Genomic DNA, 16717 nt, shown 5'->3' on the forward strand with positions numbered 1-16717 from the left:
TTCATAAACATGAAATGCTCAGATTGAGTATAATGGGTAGGCTCGGGAGGCCCAACCATGAACGATCATGTTTCCGTTTCGCAACTCTATGACCGCGTGGCCAAGGTGCTACCCAAGGCGGAGTGGCTGGGCTTCGAAGACGATGTCGCAGCCATTCTCGAATTGAAGAAAAAACGCAATGCGGTGATCCTTGCGCATAATTACCAGACGCCTGAAATCTTCCATTGCGTGGCTGATATTGTCGGCGACAGTCTGGCGCTGGCCCGCAAGGCTGCGGAGGTCGATGCCGATGTGATCGTGCTGGCGGGTGTGCATTTCATGGCCGAGACGGCGAAGCTGCTTAATCCCGGCAAGACGGTGCTGATCCCCGATATGGGCGCGGGCTGTTCACTGGCCGACAGCATCACGCCGGAAGATGTGGCGTTGTTGCGGCAGGCGCATCCGGGCGTGCCAATCATCACCTATGTCAATACATCTGCTGCCGTGAAGGCGGCGTCCGACATTTGCTGCACTTCCGGGAATGCCAAGAAAGTGGTGGAGTCGCTTGGCGTGCCGCGTGTGCTGATGATCCCCGACGAGTTTCTGGCGCAGAATGTGGCGCGCGAAACCAATGTCGAAATTCTCGCCTGGCATGGCCATTGCGAGGTACATGAGCGGTTCACGCCCGACGATATCCGTGAATTGCGTGAAAGCCATCCCGGCGTGGTGGTTCTGGCCCATCCCGAATGCCCGCCGGAAGTGGTGGCGGTCGCCGATTTTGCCGGTTCCACAGCGGTCATGTCGGACTATGTCGGCGAGAAGAAGCCGCAGCGTGTCGTGCTTTTGACCGAATGCTCGATGAGCGACAATGTCGCCGTCGATCACCCGGATGTGGAGTTCATCCGCCCGTGCAATCTCTGCCCGCATATGAAGCGGATCACGCTCGCCAATATTCGCGACGCGCTGGAAAACAACCGTCATGAAGTGACCGTCGATGCAGCATTGATGGAGCCTGCCCGGCGTGCCGTCGAGCGGATGCTGGCGGTATGAATACGGCCCCGGTCCTCGTCATTGGCAGCGGCCTTGCCGGTCTGATGACGGCGCTGACCTTGTCGCCGCAGCCTGTGTTGCTGGTGACGGCGGGAACCCTCGGCCTTTCCGGATCCAGCACGCTGGCACAAGGCGGCATTGCCGCGAGCCTTGGCGCGGATGACAGCGCGGCGCTGCATCTGGCCGATACGATTGCGGCGGGCGACGGCCTGTGTGACGCAGGCGTGGCGGCAGAAATTATCGCGGCAGGCGCGGACGTGGTTGCCGCGCTGGAAGCCCATGGCGTACACTTCGACCGCACGGCGGACGGTTCATTTTCGCTCGGGCTGGAAGCCGCCCATAGTCGCTATCGCATTGTGCATGTGGATGGCGATGGGACCGGCGCTGGCATTATGCGCGCCTTGATTGCGAAAGTGCTGGCGACGCCTTCGATCAACGTCATGGAAAACACCCGCGCCTTGCGGCTCATCCGGCAGGATGGCCGTGTCGCCGGCGCTTGTCTTGAAAATGTCGGTCCGGTTGCAGCGCGCGCCGTGGTGCTGGCGACGGGCGGGATCGGCGGACTTTATAACGCAACGACCACGCCGCTCGGCAATCTCGGCCAAGGGGCCGCTCTGGCAGGCCGTGCAGGCGCTGTGCTGGCCGATATGGAATTTGTGCAATTCCACCCGACCGCGCTAGCCGTTTCCGCGCCGCGTCTGCCGCTGATCAGCGAAGCGGTGCGCGGGGAGGGCGCCAATCTCGTCAATGATCGTGGCGAGCGCTTCATGGCGGATATTCCGGGCCGCGAGCTTGCGCCCCGCGATGTAGTGGCGCGCGCCATCGGCAGCGAGATCGCGCAAGGGCGCAAGGTCTATCTCGATGCGCGTACAGCTCTGGGCGCGCGTTTTGCAACCCGGTTTCCCGGTATCGATACGCTTTGCAAACAACATGGCGTCGATCCGTCCCGCGATATGATCCCGGTCAGACCCGCCACGCATTATCACATGGGCGGCGTCAAGACCGACGCTGACGGTCGCACCAGCTTGCCCGGTCTCTGGGCTGTGGGCGAGGCTGCCTGCACCGGCCTGCATGGCGCCAACCGGCTTGCCAGCAATTCACTGCTTGAAGCCGCCGCCATGGGGTTGCGCGCCGCCCGCGCGATTGGCTGTGAAGAGGCGGTCGCCGTGCGGCATCCCGTGCCGGTCAGCCTGCCGCAGAGCGCGGACGCTGAACCCGTGCGGCACATTGTTTCCCGCCATCTTGGCCTGCTGCGTGATGAAGAAGGTTTGCGCTCTGCAATCACCACCCTTCTCCCCCTCGCGGAGACCGACGATGCCGCAGCCGTGGCGCTGGTCGCTGCGGTTGCGGCATTTGACCGGTGCGAGTCGCGCGGCAGCCATGCCCGCACCGACTATCCCACCAAAAGCACGGATTCAGGCCGCAGCTTTTTCACCTTTCCGGTCGCTTTCGCACTGGCTTGCGAAATCGCCGCGCCTCACCCTGTTACAAGGACTGCATGATGAACCTGCCGCGCTTGTCTCCGCTTGTCGTCGAACCGCTGGTGCGCGCCGCACTTCTGGAAGATCTGGGGCTCGCTGGCGATATCACCAGCAATGCGGTGGTGCCGGAGGATCACCGTTCGGCCATGCTTTTCAGCCTGCGCCAGCCGGGCGTCATTGCCGGGCTGGATGTGGCCGAAATGGCGTTTCGTCTGGTCGATCCGGATGTCAAATTCGAACGTTTGGCGCGGGACGGTCAGTCTCTTGAGAAGGGGGCGGATGTTGCCCGCGTTTCCGGCTCGTCCCGTTCCATTCTGGCGGGGGAGCGCACGGCGCTGAATTTCCTCGGTCACCTCTCCGGTATCGCCACAGCCACCGCCGGCTTGGTGCAGGCGGTCCAAGGCATCAGGGCCTCCATCGTCTGCACGCGCAAGACAACACCGGGGCTGCGCGCCTTGCAGAAATATGCAGTGAGGGCAGGCGGCGGCATGAACCACCGTTTCGCGCTTTATGATGCGGTGCTGATCAAGGACAATCACATCGCAGTTGCTGGCGGTGTGCGTGAGGCCATCGAACGTGCCAAGGCCGGGGCCGGTCACATGGTCAAGATCGAAGTCGAGGTCGATACGCTGCAACAGCTTGATGAGGCGATGGCTGTCGGCGTGGATGCGGTGCTGCTCGACAATATGTCGCCTGCGCAATTGCGCGAGGCGGTGTCGGTGATCGACGGGCGCGCGATTTCGGAAGCGTCCGGCGGGATCACGCCGGAAACGGTGGCGGCGGTGGCTGCCAGCGGCGTTGAGCTGATTTCGGTCGGCTGGACCACGCACAGCGCGCCGAACCTCGATATCGGGCTCGATTTCGAAGAGCTGAAATGAAAATGGGAGGCAATCGCCTCCCTTTTTTCGTCTGCATGGCTGCGAAACTTATTTTTCGACAAAAGCCTTTTCGATCACGAAATGACCGGCTTCGCTCTGGCTGCCTTCCTTGAAACCGCGCTCTTCGAGGAGCTGCTTGGTTTCAGCCAGCATTTCCGGGCTGCCGCACAGCATCACGCGATCGTCTTCCAGATTGAGTTCCGGCATGTCGATATCGGTGAAAATCTGGCCCGAGCGAATGAGGTCGGTGAGGCGTCCGCGGTTCTTGTAAGGCTCGCGGGTGACGGTCGGGTAATAGATGAGCTGCTTTGCCGCCATCTCGCCGAGGAATTCGTCCTGCGGCAATTCGTTGGAAATGAAATCCGTATAGGCCAGTTCCGCCACCTGACGCACGCCATGAACGAGAATGATCTTCTCATAGCGCTCATAGGCTTCCAGATCGCGGATGATCGACAGGAATGGCGCAAGGCCGGTGCCGGTCGAGAGCAGCCACAGATTCTTGCCGGGCTTGAGATTGTCATAGAGCAGCGTGCCGACCGGCTTCTTGGACAGGATGATCTGGTCGCCAACTTTCAAATGCTGGAGCTTGGAAGTCAGCGGACCGTTCGGCACCTTGATCGAGAAGAATTCCAGCCCGTCTTCGTAGAGGCTCGAGGCAATGGAATAGGCACGGGTGAGCGGCTTGCCGTTCACTTCGAGGCCCATCATGATGAACTGGCCGCTCTGGAAGCGGAAGCCCGGATCACGCGTCGTGCGGAAGGAAAACAGCGTGTCGGTCCAGTGATGGATATCGGTGACGGTTTCCTGATTAAAGTTGCTGCTCATCTTCGGAACTGTCTCTGTTGTTCTCCGGCACCACGCTTGGGAGGACGGCGCCTTCAGGATTGGGTCGGTTGGTTTGGTCTTTATCGGTCATTGCTGCGGCCCGCCCGCATGGATGCAACTCCGTGGAGTTTGCATCCTGAGCAGGCAGGCCGCTTTGATCGCAATCAATATAAGCGCGTCAGGCTGCCTTCAGGGTGGCTTCCGCGAATTCGTAGTTGGCCAGCTTGTCGAGGAAGTTCGTTACATAGTCAGGCCGACGATTACGGAAATCGAGATAATAGCTATGCTCCCAGACATCAAGCCCTAATAGCGCCTTGCCTTCGCCGGTTGCCAGCGGATTGGAGCCATTTGGCGTCTTGGTGACCTTCAGCTTGCCGTCATTGGCCAGAACCAGCCACGCCCAGCCCGACCCGAACTGGCCGACAGCCGCCGTCTTGAAGGCTTCCTTGAACTGGTCGACGCCGCCAAAGTCTTCAACGATCTTCTTTTCCAGCGCGCCGGGAAGGCGTCCGCCATTTGCCGACAGGTTCTGCCAGAATAGATCATGGTTCCAATGCTGACCGGCATTGTTGAAGACCGGAGCGAGATCGGCCTTGTCCTTGGCAAAGAGCACGATTTCCTCAAGCGACTTGCCCTTGAGCGCATCGTTCTTCTCAACGAAGCCATTGAGCGCCGTTACATAAGCCTGATGGTGCTTGCCATGGTGCAACTCAAGCGTTTCGGTGCCCATGCCGACGCCTTCAAGAGCGTTGGTCGCATAGGGAAGCGGAGGCAGGGTAAAGCTCATTTTGGACTCCTTCATACAGAACGATCTTGATAATTCCGGGCGGTTCGCTTAATTTAACAAGATAATGCTTCTTTAAATCGAAAACAGGCAATATGTCAAGGAATGACTTTCTAAATACGGACGTTTCGGGAGCACGTTCACCCGCAGAACGCGTGATGCTGGCGCTGAAGATGCGCGGTGCGCAGACGGCTGCCGCAATCGGTGAACATCTCGGCACCACCGGCGAGGCGGTGCGCCAGCAGTTGGTGCGGCTGGCCGAGAAAGGTCTCGTCGCGCCGCATTCCGTTTCGCAGGGCGTTGGCCGCCCGTCGCAGTTCTGGGATCTGACGGAAACCGGCAATAAGCGCTTTCCCGATACCCATGCCGATCTGACCGTGCAGCTTCTGCATTCCGTGCGCACCATCCTTGGTGAAGACGCGCTGGAAACGCTGGTTGCGCATCGCGAGACGGAAACCCGCCGCCAGTATCATGCGCGCCTCAAGGACATGGAGTTCGACGAGCGCGTCAAGGCGCTTGCAGATATTCGCTCGACCGAGGGCTATATGGCCGATGCCGAGCGGCGGGCGGATGGTTCTTGGCTTTTTGTCGAGAACCATTGTCCGATCTGTGCCGCCGCCGATGCCTGTCAGGGCTTTTGCCGGGCCGAGCTTCAGGTGTTTGAAGCGGTTCTGGGTCCCGATGTTTCGGTTGCCCGTACCGAGCATATTCTGGCCGGGGCGCGGCGCTGCGCCTATGTTTTTACCCCGGCCAGTCTTTCCTGATCAGCACGATGCCACTTGCGGCTGTCTTGCGCTGCGCACCAAAGCCAGCGCGGACAGGAATGCCAGCGCCGACATGATGGCAAAGCCGGAAAACAGCCACATGGCGGCATTGGCGGTGCCTGCAAAGCCGCCGGGATTGCTGAGGCCAGCCATATTGGCGACCATGCCCGCCAGCGCGGCGCCGAGCGCCGTGGTGAAAAGCTGGACAGTCGTGACGGATGCCGACGCTAGATTCTGGTCATCCGCATCGGCGCGCTTGAAAATGCGCGTCAGAAGATGCGGCCATGTCATGCCCACGCCAAAGCCGATGACCGCCAGCGCCAGACAGATTGGCAACAGGCTTGCCCATTGACCGTCGCTGCCGACGGGAACCAGCGTGGCGAGCGTGGCCATGCCCGCTATGCCCATCAGCGGCGCGGCGATGATCACCCGGTCAACCCGGCCTGACGAGACGCCCGAAGATCCGATGGAACCGAGCGTCCAGCTTCCGCCCATGATGGCGGCCAGATAACCGGCGACTAAGGGCGACTGGTTATGCAGCACCTGAAAGAACAGTGGCACGAACACTTCGGCGCTGGTGACCGAGGCGCTGAGGAAGGCGAGCGTCAGATAAAGCGCGCCGAGCCGGCGGAGACTGAAAGACCCCTTGGGCAGAATGCGCCGTGACGAATTGCGTTCGATCACGAAGAGCAGGACCAACAGCACGATAGCCAGCGCGACGCCTGCCGCATTCATGACGGCATTGACCGAAATGCTGGCGGCGGAGACGGCAAGGACAGCCGCCGTCAGCAAAATGAGCTGAGGCCAGGCCAGTGGTGCGCGGCTGCCTGCATCGCCGGAGGCGCGCGGCAGCACGACCATGGCCATGATGGCAAAAATGCCGATCACCGGTGCCAGCGACCAGAAGGCAGCGCGCCAGATGCCAAGCTCGGCGAATATGCCGCCGATGGCCGGACCAACGAGGGTTGCAACGCCCCACATGCCGGAGACGAGACCGATGGCGCGGGGCCAGAGGTTTTCAGGGAAAACGATGCGGATCATCGCATAGGAAAGCGCCAGCATCATGCCGCCGCCAAGGCCCTGCACCGAACGCCCGGCCAGCATGACCGGCATGGATGGCGCGAGACCGCAGGCGAGCGTCCCGGCGGCGAAAATTATTGCCGCCAACAGATAGGCGCTGCGCGGACCTGCCTGCGAGAGCAGGCGCGGAACGAGCGCAGAGCCGAGAATGGAGGCCGTCACGAACAGCGCCGTGTTCCAGGCGTAATAATCCATGCCGCCAATATCGGCGACGACCGTGGGCAGGATGGTGGTGGCGATGAACACGTTGATGGCGTGCAATGCGACACCGCCGACAAGCGTGAGCGACCGGATGGCGTTCTTACCGGCAAACAGGTCTCCCCAACCGGCGGTCTGGCCGCTAGCGGATGTTTGGTCCTGCATGATTTTTCCCTTACACAACTGAATAACCGGACATGGAGGCCCCAAAATGCCCATCTGTCCGAACTGCATGCCAATCGCTACGCCCGCCCCTTTAATTTGTCAAGAAGATGCTTGTTTAATTATCAGGGAGATATTTCGGGCGATGATAGAGCGGTCAATCACGCGCAGGAAGCCGGGCCAGCGCACAAAGACTTTCAATCAAAACAAGGGAGAAGCGTGTAAGGGGTTCAAATTCTGGCGAAAAGCTCTATATCAGGGCCAACCGTTGAAGGCTGATAGCCAAGATGGAAGCGATCCGCGACAGCTTGTGGGGAAATTTTTCCCCGTGGTGCTGTGGCGGATTTGTGTTTCTGTCACAAGCTTCCTATAAGCCTTTGAATAATTCCAGAAGAAGCGTCTGACGCTTCTTCCCAACGTGGCGACCAGCCTTGCTGGACAGGCCAGATTTCCCCATTGGACGACCCGAAGACGAAGAGCCATGATCCAGACGCCTTATTACCTGATCGACAAGACCAAGCTGAAGCGCAACATGGAAAAGATCGCCTATGTGCGCGAGAAGTCCGGCGCGAAGGCTTTGCTGGCGCTGAAATGCTTCGCGACATGGTCTGTGTTTGATTTCATGAGCCAGTATATGGACGGCACCACCTCGTCCTCGCTCAACGAAGTGCGTCTTGGCCACGAGAAATTCGGCGGCGAAACCCACGCCTATAGCGTTGCCTATGCCGATCACGAGATCGATGAAGTCATCGCCAATGCCGACAAGATCATCTTCAATTCCATCGGCCAGTTGGATCGCTTTGCCGATAAGGCGGCGCATATCAAGCGCGGCCTGCGTCTCAATCCGGGCGTGTCGTCATCGAGCTTCGATCTTGCCGATCCGGCGCGTCCGTTCAGCCGTCTTGGCGAGTGGGATGTGGCGAAGGTCGAGAAGGTCATGGACCGCGTGACTGGCTTCATGATTCACAACAATTGCGAAAATTCCGATTTCGGTCTGTTCGACAAGATGCTGACGGAGATCGAAGACAAGTTCGGCTCGCTTCTGCACCGGGTTGAATGGGTCAGCCTTGGCGGCGGCATTCATTTCACCGGCGAGAATTATCCGGTCGATGAGTTCTGCACGCGCCTGAAGGCGTTTTCGGAAAAGTTTGGCGTGCAGGTCTATCTGGAACCGGGCGAAGCCTCGATCACCAAGACCACAACGCTGGAAGTGACGGTTCTCGACACGCTGTTCAACGGCAAGAACCTCGCCATCGTGGATAGCTCCATCGAAGCCCATATGCTCGATCTTTTGATCTATCGCGAAACCGCGAAGATGGAGCCGAATGAGGGCAACCACCGTTACATGGTCTGCGGCAAGTCGTGCCTGGCGGGCGATGTTTTCGGCGAGTTCAATTTCGGCCATGAACTGAAAGTTGGCGACCGTCTCTCTTTTGCGGATGCCGCCGGTTATACGATGGTCAAGAAAAACTGGTTCAATGGCGTGAAAATGCCTGCGATTGCCGTGCGCGAATTGGACGGCACGGTCAAGGTTGTCCGCGAATTCACCTTCGCGGATTTTGAAGGGTCGCTTTCGTAAAGATCCGGTTGCGGCTTCAGGCTGCAACGAACTCATGTGTTCCGAATGAGAAGGCAATCGGGACGGTCAATAGATGGCGGGAAACCGCTGGAAGAGGAAGCATCGACAGAAAATGAAGAAGAACGTTCTCATTATCGGCGCCGGGGGCGTGGCACAGGTTGTTGCACATAAATGTGCGCAAAACTCTGACATTTTGGGCGATATCCATATTGCGTCCCGCACGGTTGAGAAATGCCGCAAGATTATCGATAGCGTGCATGAAAAGAAGAGCCTCAAGACCGAGGTGAAGCTGGAAGCGCATGCGCTGGATGCTCTGGATGTTGAAGCCACCAAGGCTTTGATCCAGAAGACGGGTGTTCAGATCGTCATCAATGTCGGCTCGGCCTTCCTCAATATGTCGGTTCTTCGCGCCTGTATCGATACGGGCGTTGCCTATATGGACACGGCCATTCACGAAGATCCGAAGAAGATCTGCGAGACGCCGCCATGGTATGGCAACTACGAATGGAAGCACCTCAAGGAGTGCGAAGAGAAGGGCATCACAGCCATTCTCGGCATCGGCTTTGATCCGGGCGTGGTCAATGCCTATGCGCGTCTGGCCGCTGACGATTATCTGGATGATGTGAAGTCGATCGATATCGTCGACATCAATGCCGGTTCGCATGGCCGCTGGTTCTCGACCAATTTCGACCCGGAAATCAATTTCCGCGAATTCACCGGCACGGTCTATTCCTGGCAGAAGGGTGCGTGGCAGTCGAACAAGATGTTCGAAGTTGGCCACACGTTCGATCTGCCTGTCGTCGGCCCGAGCAAGGCCTATATGACTGGCCATGATGAAGTGCATTCGCTGTCCAAGAACTACCCGAATGCGGATGTCCGCTTCTGGATGGGCTTTGGCGATCACTACATCAACGTCTTCACGGTGCTGAACAATCTTGGTCTCTTGTCCGAACAGCCGGTCAAGACTGCTGAAGGTCTGGAAGTCGTGCCGCTCAAGGTGGTCAAGGCTGTGCTGCCCGATCCGTCGTCGCTGGCGCCGGATTATACCGGCAAGACCTGCATTGGCGATTTCGTCAAGGGCACCAAGGACGGCAAGGAAAAGGAAGTCTTCATCTACAACGTTGCCGATCATAAGGACGCTTACAACGAAGTGGGTTCGCAGGGCATTTCCTACACGGCTGGCGTTCCCCCTGTGGCTGCCGCAATCCTGATCGCTTCCGGCGAATGGGATGTGAAGAAAATGGTCAATGTGGAAGAGCTGAACCCGAAGCCTTTCCTCAACATCCTGAACCATATCGGCCTGCCATCCCGTATCAAGGATGAGAATGGCGACCGCGCGCTGGACTTCGCGTGAGGTTATAGCTTTACACAATAAAAAACCCCGCTTTGGCGGGGTTTTTTTATTGCGTGCTTCATGCTTTGCACTGTCTCCTTCGATCCTCATCCTGAGGAGGCCCGTAGGGCCGTCTCGAAGGATCGAGGATATTCTGGAACCCTGAATTTCGGCGGCATAGAGTTGGGGATGTGGGAGAATCCGATCTGTGTTCAACTCCACTGTGTTTACAACAGAGGAGGTCTTCGATGAAAAATACAGTGATAGCCTTATCGGTCCTGACAGGAATTCTGGGTGGCGCCATGGGCGCATCCTGGGCCGGCGGGCAGGCCAAAGGTCTGTCTAGTCCTTTCCACGTATTGCCATGCTGGAATTGTGGACCTCGGCGCTAAACCAGTACCGCTCTATTCGAACGAATCCGGCTATTCGCCCCGGGGCCAGGTGTCCGACAACCGATACCCCCCGGGAAACGGATCGCTCGGATCGAGCATCAGCTGCGCGGTGCCGGTCACCCATGCGCGACCGGAAATGATCGGACTGATGGCGGGCTTACCGCCAAGTTCCAGCGCTCTGTCCAACCGGCAATGAAATTCCGTACCCAGTACGGATTTGCCGATGAAGCGCTCGCCCACTTTCATCTGGCCCTTGGCGTGCAGCACAGCCATTCGCGCCGAACATCCAGTGCCGGTCGGCGAGCGGTCCAGCTTGGCCGGACGGATCGCCACCGTGTTCACGCCGGTCAGTACATCGCCGTCGCGCGTGACCGGCTCGGTGATCTGGCAAAACGAAATGTGGTTCCAGTCCTTTTCCGGGTGACGAAAACCGAGCTGCTCATTGGCGGCCTTGGTGATCCTCACGCCGATCTCTGCCAGTTCCCGCGCCTGACCCGGCTCGATCTTCATGCCGATCTCAGCCGCATCGATAATGACAAAGCTGTCGCCACCATAGGCCGTATCGACGGTGAGGGTGCCTAGTCCTTCGACCTCAAGCGCAGCATCCAGTCGGTCCGCGAAAGACGGCACGTTGCGCACGCTGATACGCTCGGCTTTGCCGTTGCGGCACTCCGCTTCCACCTCGATAAGCCCGCCCGGCGCTTCCAGCACCATGCGCGTTACCGGTTCCTGCATCGGGATGATGCCGCTATCAAGCAGCACTGTTGAAACGCAGATCGAGTTCGAACCCGACATAGGCGGCGTATCGGCAGGTTCCATGATGATGAAGCCCATCTGCGCGCGCGGATCTTTCGGCGGCACCAGCAGATTGACATGGCGAAACACCCCGCCGCGCGGTTCGTTCAGCACGAAATTGCGCAAGGTCTCATCGCTGGCGATGAAGCGCGACTGTTCCCACACCGTTTCACCCGGAGGCGGCGCGACACCACCGACGATGACGTCGCCGACTTCGCCCTCCGCATGACAGCCGACGATATGGATGACCTTGGTGCTGCGCATGGGAACCTCGCAAAATACAACACGTATATTCCTATCCAGACGCTGTGCCGGGTCAATCATTTATCGGACGATGGATGGCTCATTCGCGACGGAAAGAGAAAAGGATTTCTGACATTGGCAGGGGCAAAGTATTTCGTTTCATGATGTGTTGCTTATCCGTGCAGTTTTGATATTGATTGCACTGATTTTGTGCAGATCGATGCGCAACCCGCTTGGCTCCGGATCAGTTTCAGGAACATGCAAAACGTTCCCCATTGAAATTGAACAACCCGAAAAGCTGGGGCACCGTTGTTTTGAAAAGCAACGCGCGGCTCTTAGCCGGCATGGGACGGTCGATGATCGTATCGCGACGCCACTCTCTCCTCAGATTGACCCGGTCTCTGAGTCTTTGATGTCTCGGCGCGTGGTTTTCAGGTTTTGAATTGTCCGGCGGAGTGACGGCTCCCCGGATGATTCAGGGGAGTGGAATGTGAGCAGTACAACCAATGCGGGCTTTCATGAGCCCAATCAGAACAGCGTTCAACGCTGGGGCAGGGAACTTTCGGCGGCGCTGAAGCTCGGCTGGCCGCTGATCCTGACCAATGTTTCGCAAGCCGCATTGACGGCAACCGACGTGATCTTCATCGGGCGTCTCGGCAAGGATACGCTCGCCTCGGCGCTGCTCGCCACGAGCTTCTACCACACGCTGGTCATCTTCTCGATGGGGCTGGTTTCGGCGGTCATGCCGATGATCGCCATCGCGCTTGGCAAGAACCGCCATTCGGTGCGCGATGTGCGCCGCACGGTCCGTCAGGGCTTCTGGACGGCGATCATCATCTCGATCCCGATCTGGGTCGTGCTGTGGCATTGCGAGGAGATATTCCTGTTCCTCGGCCAGCAGCCGGATATTGCCGCACGCTCGACCGATTTCATGCACACGCTGCAATGGGCGCTGTTGCCCTATCTGTTCTACATCGTGCTGCGCTCGTTCTTCGCGGCGATGGAAAAGCCGATGTGGACGCTGCTGATTGCAGGTGCTGCGATCGGCTTCAACGCGCTTGCCGGATGGACGCTGATCTTCGGTCATTTCGGCTTTCCGCGCATGGAACTGCATGGCGCAGGTATCGCGACGACGCTTTCCAGCCTGATGATGTTTCTCGGCATGGCGGTGATCGCGCTGCGTCATCGCCGCTTCCGGCGCTATCACCTGTTCGGTCGCTTCTGGCGTCCTGACTGGCCGCGTCTGCGCGAGCTGTGGCGCATTGGCTTTCCGATGGCGCTGACCTTCGTGTTTGAAACCTCGATCTTCTATGCGGCGGTGGTCATGATGGGCCGGATCAGCCCGACCGCCATGGCGGCGCATGCGGTGGCGATCCAGATCGCATCGCTGAGCTTCATGGTGCCGCTCGGTTTCGGGCAGGTGGCGACCGTGCGGGTGGGGCGCGCTTATGGCGCGGGCAATCCTAAAGCCGTCGCCTATGCAGGCTGGAGCGCCTATGCGCTGGGCGTCGGCTTCATGATGATCATGGGCCTTCTGATGATCCTGATCCCGCGTCTGTTCATCGGCGTGTTTCTCGATCTGCACGATCCGGAAAATCTGCCCGTGATGGAACTGGCCGTCAGCTTTCTTGCGCTGGCCGCCCTGTTTCAGACGGTCGATGGCGCGCAAGCGGTCGCGGCGGGCATGTTGCGCGGCATGCGCGACACGCGCGTTCCGATGTTTCTGGCGCTGCTTGGCTATTGGGGCGTCGGCCTGCCGCTTGGCGCGCTGCTCGCCTTCAAGGTCGGCATGGGCGGTCAGGGCATTTGGCTCGGCCTTGCCGCAGGGCTTGGCATCGTTGCGGTGATGATGACCCTGCGCTGGCGCAGGCATCTGGCCCATATTTCCAGAACACTGGCATAAAACAAAAATGCCGCACGGCCTGAAGGTCGTGCGGCATAGTTGCATGCTGCGGATATCATACCGTATCCGCGTTCTCGCTTTTGCGATTACTTCGTCAGAGCAATAATGCGATCAAGCGCGCTGCCGAAACCCTTCAGGGAAATCTTGAAGGCGACCGGCTGGCTTGGGCTGAGCGCCGTCGCGGTCACGTTGATATTGGCACCCGCCTTGATGGCCGCAACCTGTTTGGGGTCGAAGCTGACCGGTGCAAGGCAACCCTGCGGAAGGCAGGTGGAAAATGCCAGATTCGGACCAGCGGCCTCATCAACCTTGATGGTTGCGCCTTTGCCGATATCAAGGCCGAACGGCATCAGGATGACGCCGTCGACCTTTCCGCCCGCCACATTGCGCAGCTCGACGGTCAAGACGCGCTGGCCGGTCTGAGAGCTGTTCTGCTCCTGGCGGATAGCACAGGTGGACGCGTCCTTCTGCGTCTGGCAGGAGACGGTCCAGTCCTGATAGGTTTCCTGCAAGCTGTTTGCACCGCCCGGAAGGGGGGCTGCAAAGGCAGGGGCTGCGAGAAGTGCTGACAGCGTGCAAGCAAGGCCGAGCGCGCGATGGTTTTTCATAAATATATTTCTCTCTAAAAACAATCATCCGAAGCCTGCTGCTCAAAAGAGGCGGCTTTGGAGATTTATTGAGCATAAATCAGGAGGGCGTTCAACTGCAATCCCATCAAAATATCTTGTTTGCTCGAATAATCTTAAAAGGTTATCGAAGTCTAATATAGTCTTCACTGCAACGTTTGCTTGAAAATAGCGGGTTGGGCGTTGCAGTGAGCAGGTATCCAGCCAGCTTTGGCCGGATACCTGTTGCGGTTTACGCTTATCGCGACAGTTTCATATGACGGTTCACATCCTTGTAAAGCAGATAGCGGAACTTGCCCGGACCGCCTGCATAGCAGGCCTGCGGGCAGAAAGCGCGCAGCCACATGAAATCACCGGCTTCCACTTCCACCCAGTCCTGATTGAGCCGGTAGACCGCCTTGCCTTCCAGCACATAGAGGCCGTGCTCCATGACATGGGTTTCGGCAAAGGGGATCACGCCGCCCGGTTCTAGCGTCACGATGGTGACATGCATGTCGTGGCGCATGTCGTTCGGATCGACAAAGCGCGTCGTTGCCCAAACGCCATTGGTGTCGGGCATGGGCGAGGGGGCGATGTCGTTTTCGTTGAGGAAGAGCGGCTCCGGCACATCAAGCCCGTCCACATAGTCATAGGCCTTGCGGACCCAGTGGAAACGTGCGGTCGCGCTGGCCGTGTTGCGCAGGCTCCAGCCGCTTTTCGGCGGCAGATAAGCATAGCCGCCTTCGGTCAGCGTGTGGGTCTTGCCCGCGACGGTGACGGTGACTTCGCCTTCGACCACGAACAACACGCCTTGCGCCGTGTCGTCAAGCTCGGCGCGGTCGCTGCCGCCGCCGGGCTGCACTTCCATGATATATTGCGAGAAGGTTTCGGCAAAACCCGACATAGGGCGGGCGATCACCCATAGACGCGTCTTTTCCCAGAAAGGCAGGAAGCTCGTCACAATATCGCTGAACGTGCCTTTCGGAATAACCGCATAGGCTTCCGTGAACATGGCGCGGTCGGTCAGAAGCTGCGTCTGCGGTGGCAACCCACCGGTCGGTGCGAAATAAGTGCGGGTCATTGTCTGTTCCTGATCAATAAAGCGTTTCTGGCAGAATATCTTTCAGCCGGAGAAGGGCGATACGCTCGACTTGCGCGCAAGCGGTGGCGAATTCCGTATCGCGGTCATTGGCGACGCGGCGCTGGAACGTGCCGAGGATTTCCTGTTTGTTGCGCCCCTTCACGGCAATGATGAAGGGAAAGCCGAATTTCTGCGTATAGGCGTCGTTCAGTTCGGTGAAAGTCTGCTTTTCCGCATCGGTCAGTGCATCGAGACCGGCACCGGCCTGTTCGGCGGTGGATTCCGCCGTCAGGCGTTTGGCCTGCGCCAGCTTGCCGGCGAGATCCGGGTGGGCATTCAAAACGCCAAGCCGCTCCTCGGGCGAGGCGGCGCGGAAGATTCTCGTCATCGCAGCGGCAAGACCGGAGGCCGTGTCCTCAGCGGCACCGAAGCCGGCATCATAGGCGCGCTCGGCGATCCACGGCGAATGCTCGAAAATGCTGCCGAAACGGGCCACGAAATCGGCTTTGCTGGCTTGGGATGGCACTACATCGGCCACTTTTGGCTTATGGTGTTCGTGCCAGTGATTGGCAATGTCGATGCGCTTGGCAACCCAGACCTTGTCGTGGCTCTGGACATAATCGAGGAAACGTTCAAGGGCGGCTGCCCGACCCGGACGTCCGACCAGACGGCAATGCAGGCCGATGGACAGCATCTTGGGCGCGCCTTCTGCGCCTTCGCGGTAGAGCACGTCGAAGGCGTCCTTCAGATAGGTGTAGAACTGATCGCCGGAATTGAAGCCTTGCGGCGTTGCAAAACGCATGTCGTTGGCATCGAGCGTATAGGGCACAATCAGATGCGGGCCTTTCGGGCCCTTGACCCAATAGGGCAGCTCGTCCGCATAGGAATCGGCTGAATAGACGAAGCCGCCTTCTTCCATCACCAATTTCAGCGTGTTGTCGGACGGCTTGCCCTGATAAATGCCGAGCGGACGCGAGCCGGTGACTTCGGTGTGCAGGCGCACGGCTTCGCGGATATGCTCGCGCTCCACTTCTTCCGGCACGTCCTTGTATTCCCACCAGCGCAAGCCGTGGCTGGCGATTTCCCAGTCGGCTTCCTTCATGGCAGCGACTGCTTCGGGATTGCGCGCCATGGCCAGCGTCACGCCATAGACAGTGACGGGCATGTTGCGCCGCGTGAAGGCGCGCCACAGACGCCAGAAACCGGAACGCGCACCGTATTCGTAGATGGATTCCATGTTCAGGTTGCGCTGGCCGTTCCAGGCCTGTGCACCGACGATTTCCGACAGCAGGCATTCCGAGGATGCATCGCCGTCGAGAATGCAGTTTTCCGCACCCTCTTCATAATTGACCACGAATTGGACGGCTATATTGGCCCCGCCGGGCCAGCGCGGATCTGGCGTGTTGCGGCCATAGCCGATCAGATTACGTGGATAGCTCATGCCATACATCCCCTTCCAAACATCCCTTTGGGTTCTGTTATTTGGTCCATGATAATAAAGATTTACGCGCTGAATTCCCCTTCAAAATTTTGAAAGACATCCAATGAGAAAGCTCTTTCTTAATGCCGCATAAGGCGGAATACT

General features: G+C 58.8%; 14 protein-coding genes. 7 read left to right on the top strand and 7 right to left on the bottom strand.

All coding sequences use genetic code 11. The features are described 5' to 3' along the window. The first annotated feature begins 57 nt into the window (after window positions 1-57). The 3 genes from nadA to nadC are packed head-to-tail and all read left to right on the top strand — an operon-like array spanning window position 58 to window position 3388. Complete coding sequence (gene nadA, locus ABWW11_RS03195; RefSeq protein WP_109368373.1) at window positions 58-1029, top strand: quinolinate synthase NadA; 972 nt, start codon at window positions 58-60, stop codon at window positions 1027-1029. Next, a complete protein-coding gene (locus ABWW11_RS03200) occupies window positions 1026-2531 on the top strand; it encodes an L-aspartate oxidase (protein ID WP_109368374.1) in 1506 nt (501 codons plus the stop codon). The genes nadA and ABWW11_RS03200 overlap by 4 nt, the downstream gene beginning before the upstream one ends. After that, on the top strand, window positions 2531-3388 hold the full coding sequence (gene nadC, locus ABWW11_RS03205; protein ID WP_319080570.1) for a carboxylating nicotinate-nucleotide diphosphorylase: 858 nt from the start codon (window positions 2531-2533) through the stop codon (window positions 3386-3388). Before ABWW11_RS03200 ends, nadC begins: the two co-directional genes overlap by 1 nt. Window positions 3389-3436: 48 nt before the next feature. Here nadC and ABWW11_RS03210 read toward each other — a convergent pair whose 3' ends face one another. Both ABWW11_RS03210 and ABWW11_RS03215 read right to left on the bottom strand, forming a co-directional pair. Continuing rightward, a complete protein-coding gene (locus tag ABWW11_RS03210) occupies window positions 3437-4213 on the bottom strand; it encodes a ferredoxin--NADP reductase (RefSeq protein ID WP_078337945.1) in 777 nt (258 codons plus the stop codon). A gap of 178 nt (window positions 4214-4391) precedes the next feature. After that, a complete protein-coding gene (locus tag ABWW11_RS03215; RefSeq protein WP_078337946.1) occupies window positions 4392-5000 on the bottom strand; it encodes a superoxide dismutase in 609 nt (202 codons plus the stop codon). A gap of 155 nt (window positions 5001-5155) precedes the next feature. On the opposite strand from ABWW11_RS03215, the gene ABWW11_RS03220 reads away from it, so the two are divergent. Then, a complete protein-coding gene (locus ABWW11_RS03220; protein ID WP_109368375.1) occupies window positions 5156-5761 on the top strand; it encodes a helix-turn-helix transcriptional regulator in 606 nt (201 codons plus the stop codon). Here ABWW11_RS03220 and ABWW11_RS03225 read toward each other — a convergent pair whose 3' ends face one another. Then, window positions 5762-7204: an MFS transporter gene (locus ABWW11_RS03225; RefSeq protein WP_109368376.1), complete on the bottom strand. Its 1443-nt coding sequence runs from the start codon at window positions 7202-7204 to the stop codon at window positions 5762-5764. It abuts the gene before it with no gap. A gap of 478 nt (window positions 7205-7682) precedes the next feature. On the opposite strand from ABWW11_RS03225, the gene nspC reads away from it, so the two are divergent. Both nspC and ABWW11_RS03235 read left to right on the top strand, forming a co-directional pair. After that, entirely contained in the window at window positions 7683-8780 is a 1098-nt protein-coding gene (nspC, locus tag ABWW11_RS03230; protein WP_109368378.1) for a carboxynorspermidine decarboxylase, read from the top strand. 112 nt (window positions 8781-8892) lie between these two features. Beyond that, window positions 8893-10134 (top strand): saccharopine dehydrogenase family protein, encoded by a 1242-nt coding sequence (locus ABWW11_RS03235; protein WP_109368379.1) that lies wholly within the window; start codon window positions 8893-8895, stop codon window positions 10132-10134. A gap of 401 nt (window positions 10135-10535) precedes the next feature. Here ABWW11_RS03235 and ABWW11_RS03240 read toward each other — a convergent pair whose 3' ends face one another. Beyond that, entirely contained in the window at window positions 10536-11564 is a 1029-nt protein-coding gene (locus ABWW11_RS03240) for a trans-3-hydroxy-L-proline dehydratase (RefSeq protein ID WP_109368380.1), read from the bottom strand. A 469-nt stretch (window positions 11565-12033) separates the two neighbouring features. On the opposite strand from ABWW11_RS03240, the gene ABWW11_RS03245 reads away from it, so the two are divergent. Then, window positions 12034-13446, top strand: coding sequence for an MATE family efflux transporter (locus tag ABWW11_RS03245; RefSeq protein ID WP_109368381.1), 1413 nt, complete (start codon window positions 12034-12036; stop codon window positions 13444-13446). 86 nt (window positions 13447-13532) lie between these two features. On the opposite strand, the gene ABWW11_RS03250 is transcribed toward ABWW11_RS03245, so the two are convergent. The 3 genes from ABWW11_RS03250 to puuE all read right to left on the bottom strand — a co-directional run bounded on the left by ABWW11_RS03250 (window position 13533) and on the right by puuE (window position 16573). Then, window positions 13533-14054 carry an invasion associated locus B family protein gene (locus ABWW11_RS03250; protein WP_109368382.1) on the bottom strand — a complete coding sequence of 174 codons (522 nt, stop codon included), beginning with the start codon at window positions 14052-14054 and terminating at the stop codon, window positions 13533-13535. 256 nt (window positions 14055-14310) lie between these two features. Then, window positions 14311-15132 carry a bifunctional allantoicase/(S)-ureidoglycine aminohydrolase gene (locus ABWW11_RS03255; RefSeq protein ID WP_109368383.1) on the bottom strand — a complete coding sequence of 274 codons (822 nt, stop codon included), beginning with the start codon at window positions 15130-15132 and terminating at the stop codon, window positions 14311-14313. Between the two features lie 13 nt (window positions 15133-15145). Beyond that, a complete protein-coding gene (gene puuE / locus ABWW11_RS03260; protein ID WP_124915176.1) occupies window positions 15146-16573 on the bottom strand; it encodes an allantoinase PuuE in 1428 nt (475 codons plus the stop codon). Between the last annotated feature and the right edge of the window lie 144 nt (window positions 16574-16717).

Source organism: Brucella sp. NBRC 113783, from assembly GCF_040372265.1.
Classification (GTDB): domain Bacteria; phylum Pseudomonadota; class Alphaproteobacteria; order Rhizobiales; family Rhizobiaceae; genus Brucella; species Brucella teleogrylli.

What these genes read in the sequence shown, in the direction of transcription:
- nadA (WP_109368373.1), top strand. Translation starts at nt 58, where the DNA reads ATGAACGATCATGTTTCCGTTTCGCAACTCTATGACCGCGTGGCCAAG.
- ABWW11_RS03200 (WP_109368374.1), top strand. Translation starts at nt 1,026, where the DNA reads ATGAATACGGCCCCGGTCCTCGTCATTGGCAGCGGCCTTGCCGGTCTG.
- nadC (WP_319080570.1), top strand. Translation starts at nt 2,531, where the DNA reads ATGAACCTGCCGCGCTTGTCTCCGCTTGTCGTCGAACCGCTGGTGCGC.
- ABWW11_RS03210 (WP_078337945.1), bottom strand. Translation starts at nt 4,213, where the DNA reads ATGAGCAGCAACTTTAATCAGGAAACCGTCACCGATATCCATCACTGG.
- ABWW11_RS03215 (WP_078337946.1), bottom strand. Translation starts at nt 5,000, where the DNA reads ATGAGCTTTACCCTGCCTCCGCTTCCCTATGCGACCAACGCTCTTGAA.
- ABWW11_RS03220 (WP_109368375.1), top strand. Translation starts at nt 5,156, where the DNA reads ATGCTGGCGCTGAAGATGCGCGGTGCGCAGACGGCTGCCGCAATCGGT.
- ABWW11_RS03225 (WP_109368376.1), bottom strand. Translation starts at nt 7,204, where the DNA reads ATGCAGGACCAAACATCCGCTAGCGGCCAGACCGCCGGTTGGGGAGAC.
- nspC (WP_109368378.1), top strand. Translation starts at nt 7,683, where the DNA reads ATGATCCAGACGCCTTATTACCTGATCGACAAGACCAAGCTGAAGCGC.
- ABWW11_RS03235 (WP_109368379.1), top strand. Translation starts at nt 8,893, where the DNA reads ATGAAGAAGAACGTTCTCATTATCGGCGCCGGGGGCGTGGCACAGGTT.
- ABWW11_RS03240 (WP_109368380.1), bottom strand. Translation starts at nt 11,564, where the DNA reads ATGCGCAGCACCAAGGTCATCCATATCGTCGGCTGTCATGCGGAGGGC.
- ABWW11_RS03250 (WP_109368382.1), bottom strand. Translation starts at nt 14,054, where the DNA reads ATGAAAAACCATCGCGCGCTCGGCCTTGCTTGCACGCTGTCAGCACTT.
- ABWW11_RS03255 (WP_109368383.1), bottom strand. Translation starts at nt 15,132, where the DNA reads ATGACCCGCACTTATTTCGCACCGACCGGTGGGTTGCCACCGCAGACG.
- puuE (WP_124915176.1), bottom strand. Translation starts at nt 16,573, where the DNA reads ATGAGCTATCCACGTAATCTGATCGGCTATGGCCGCAACACGCCAGAT.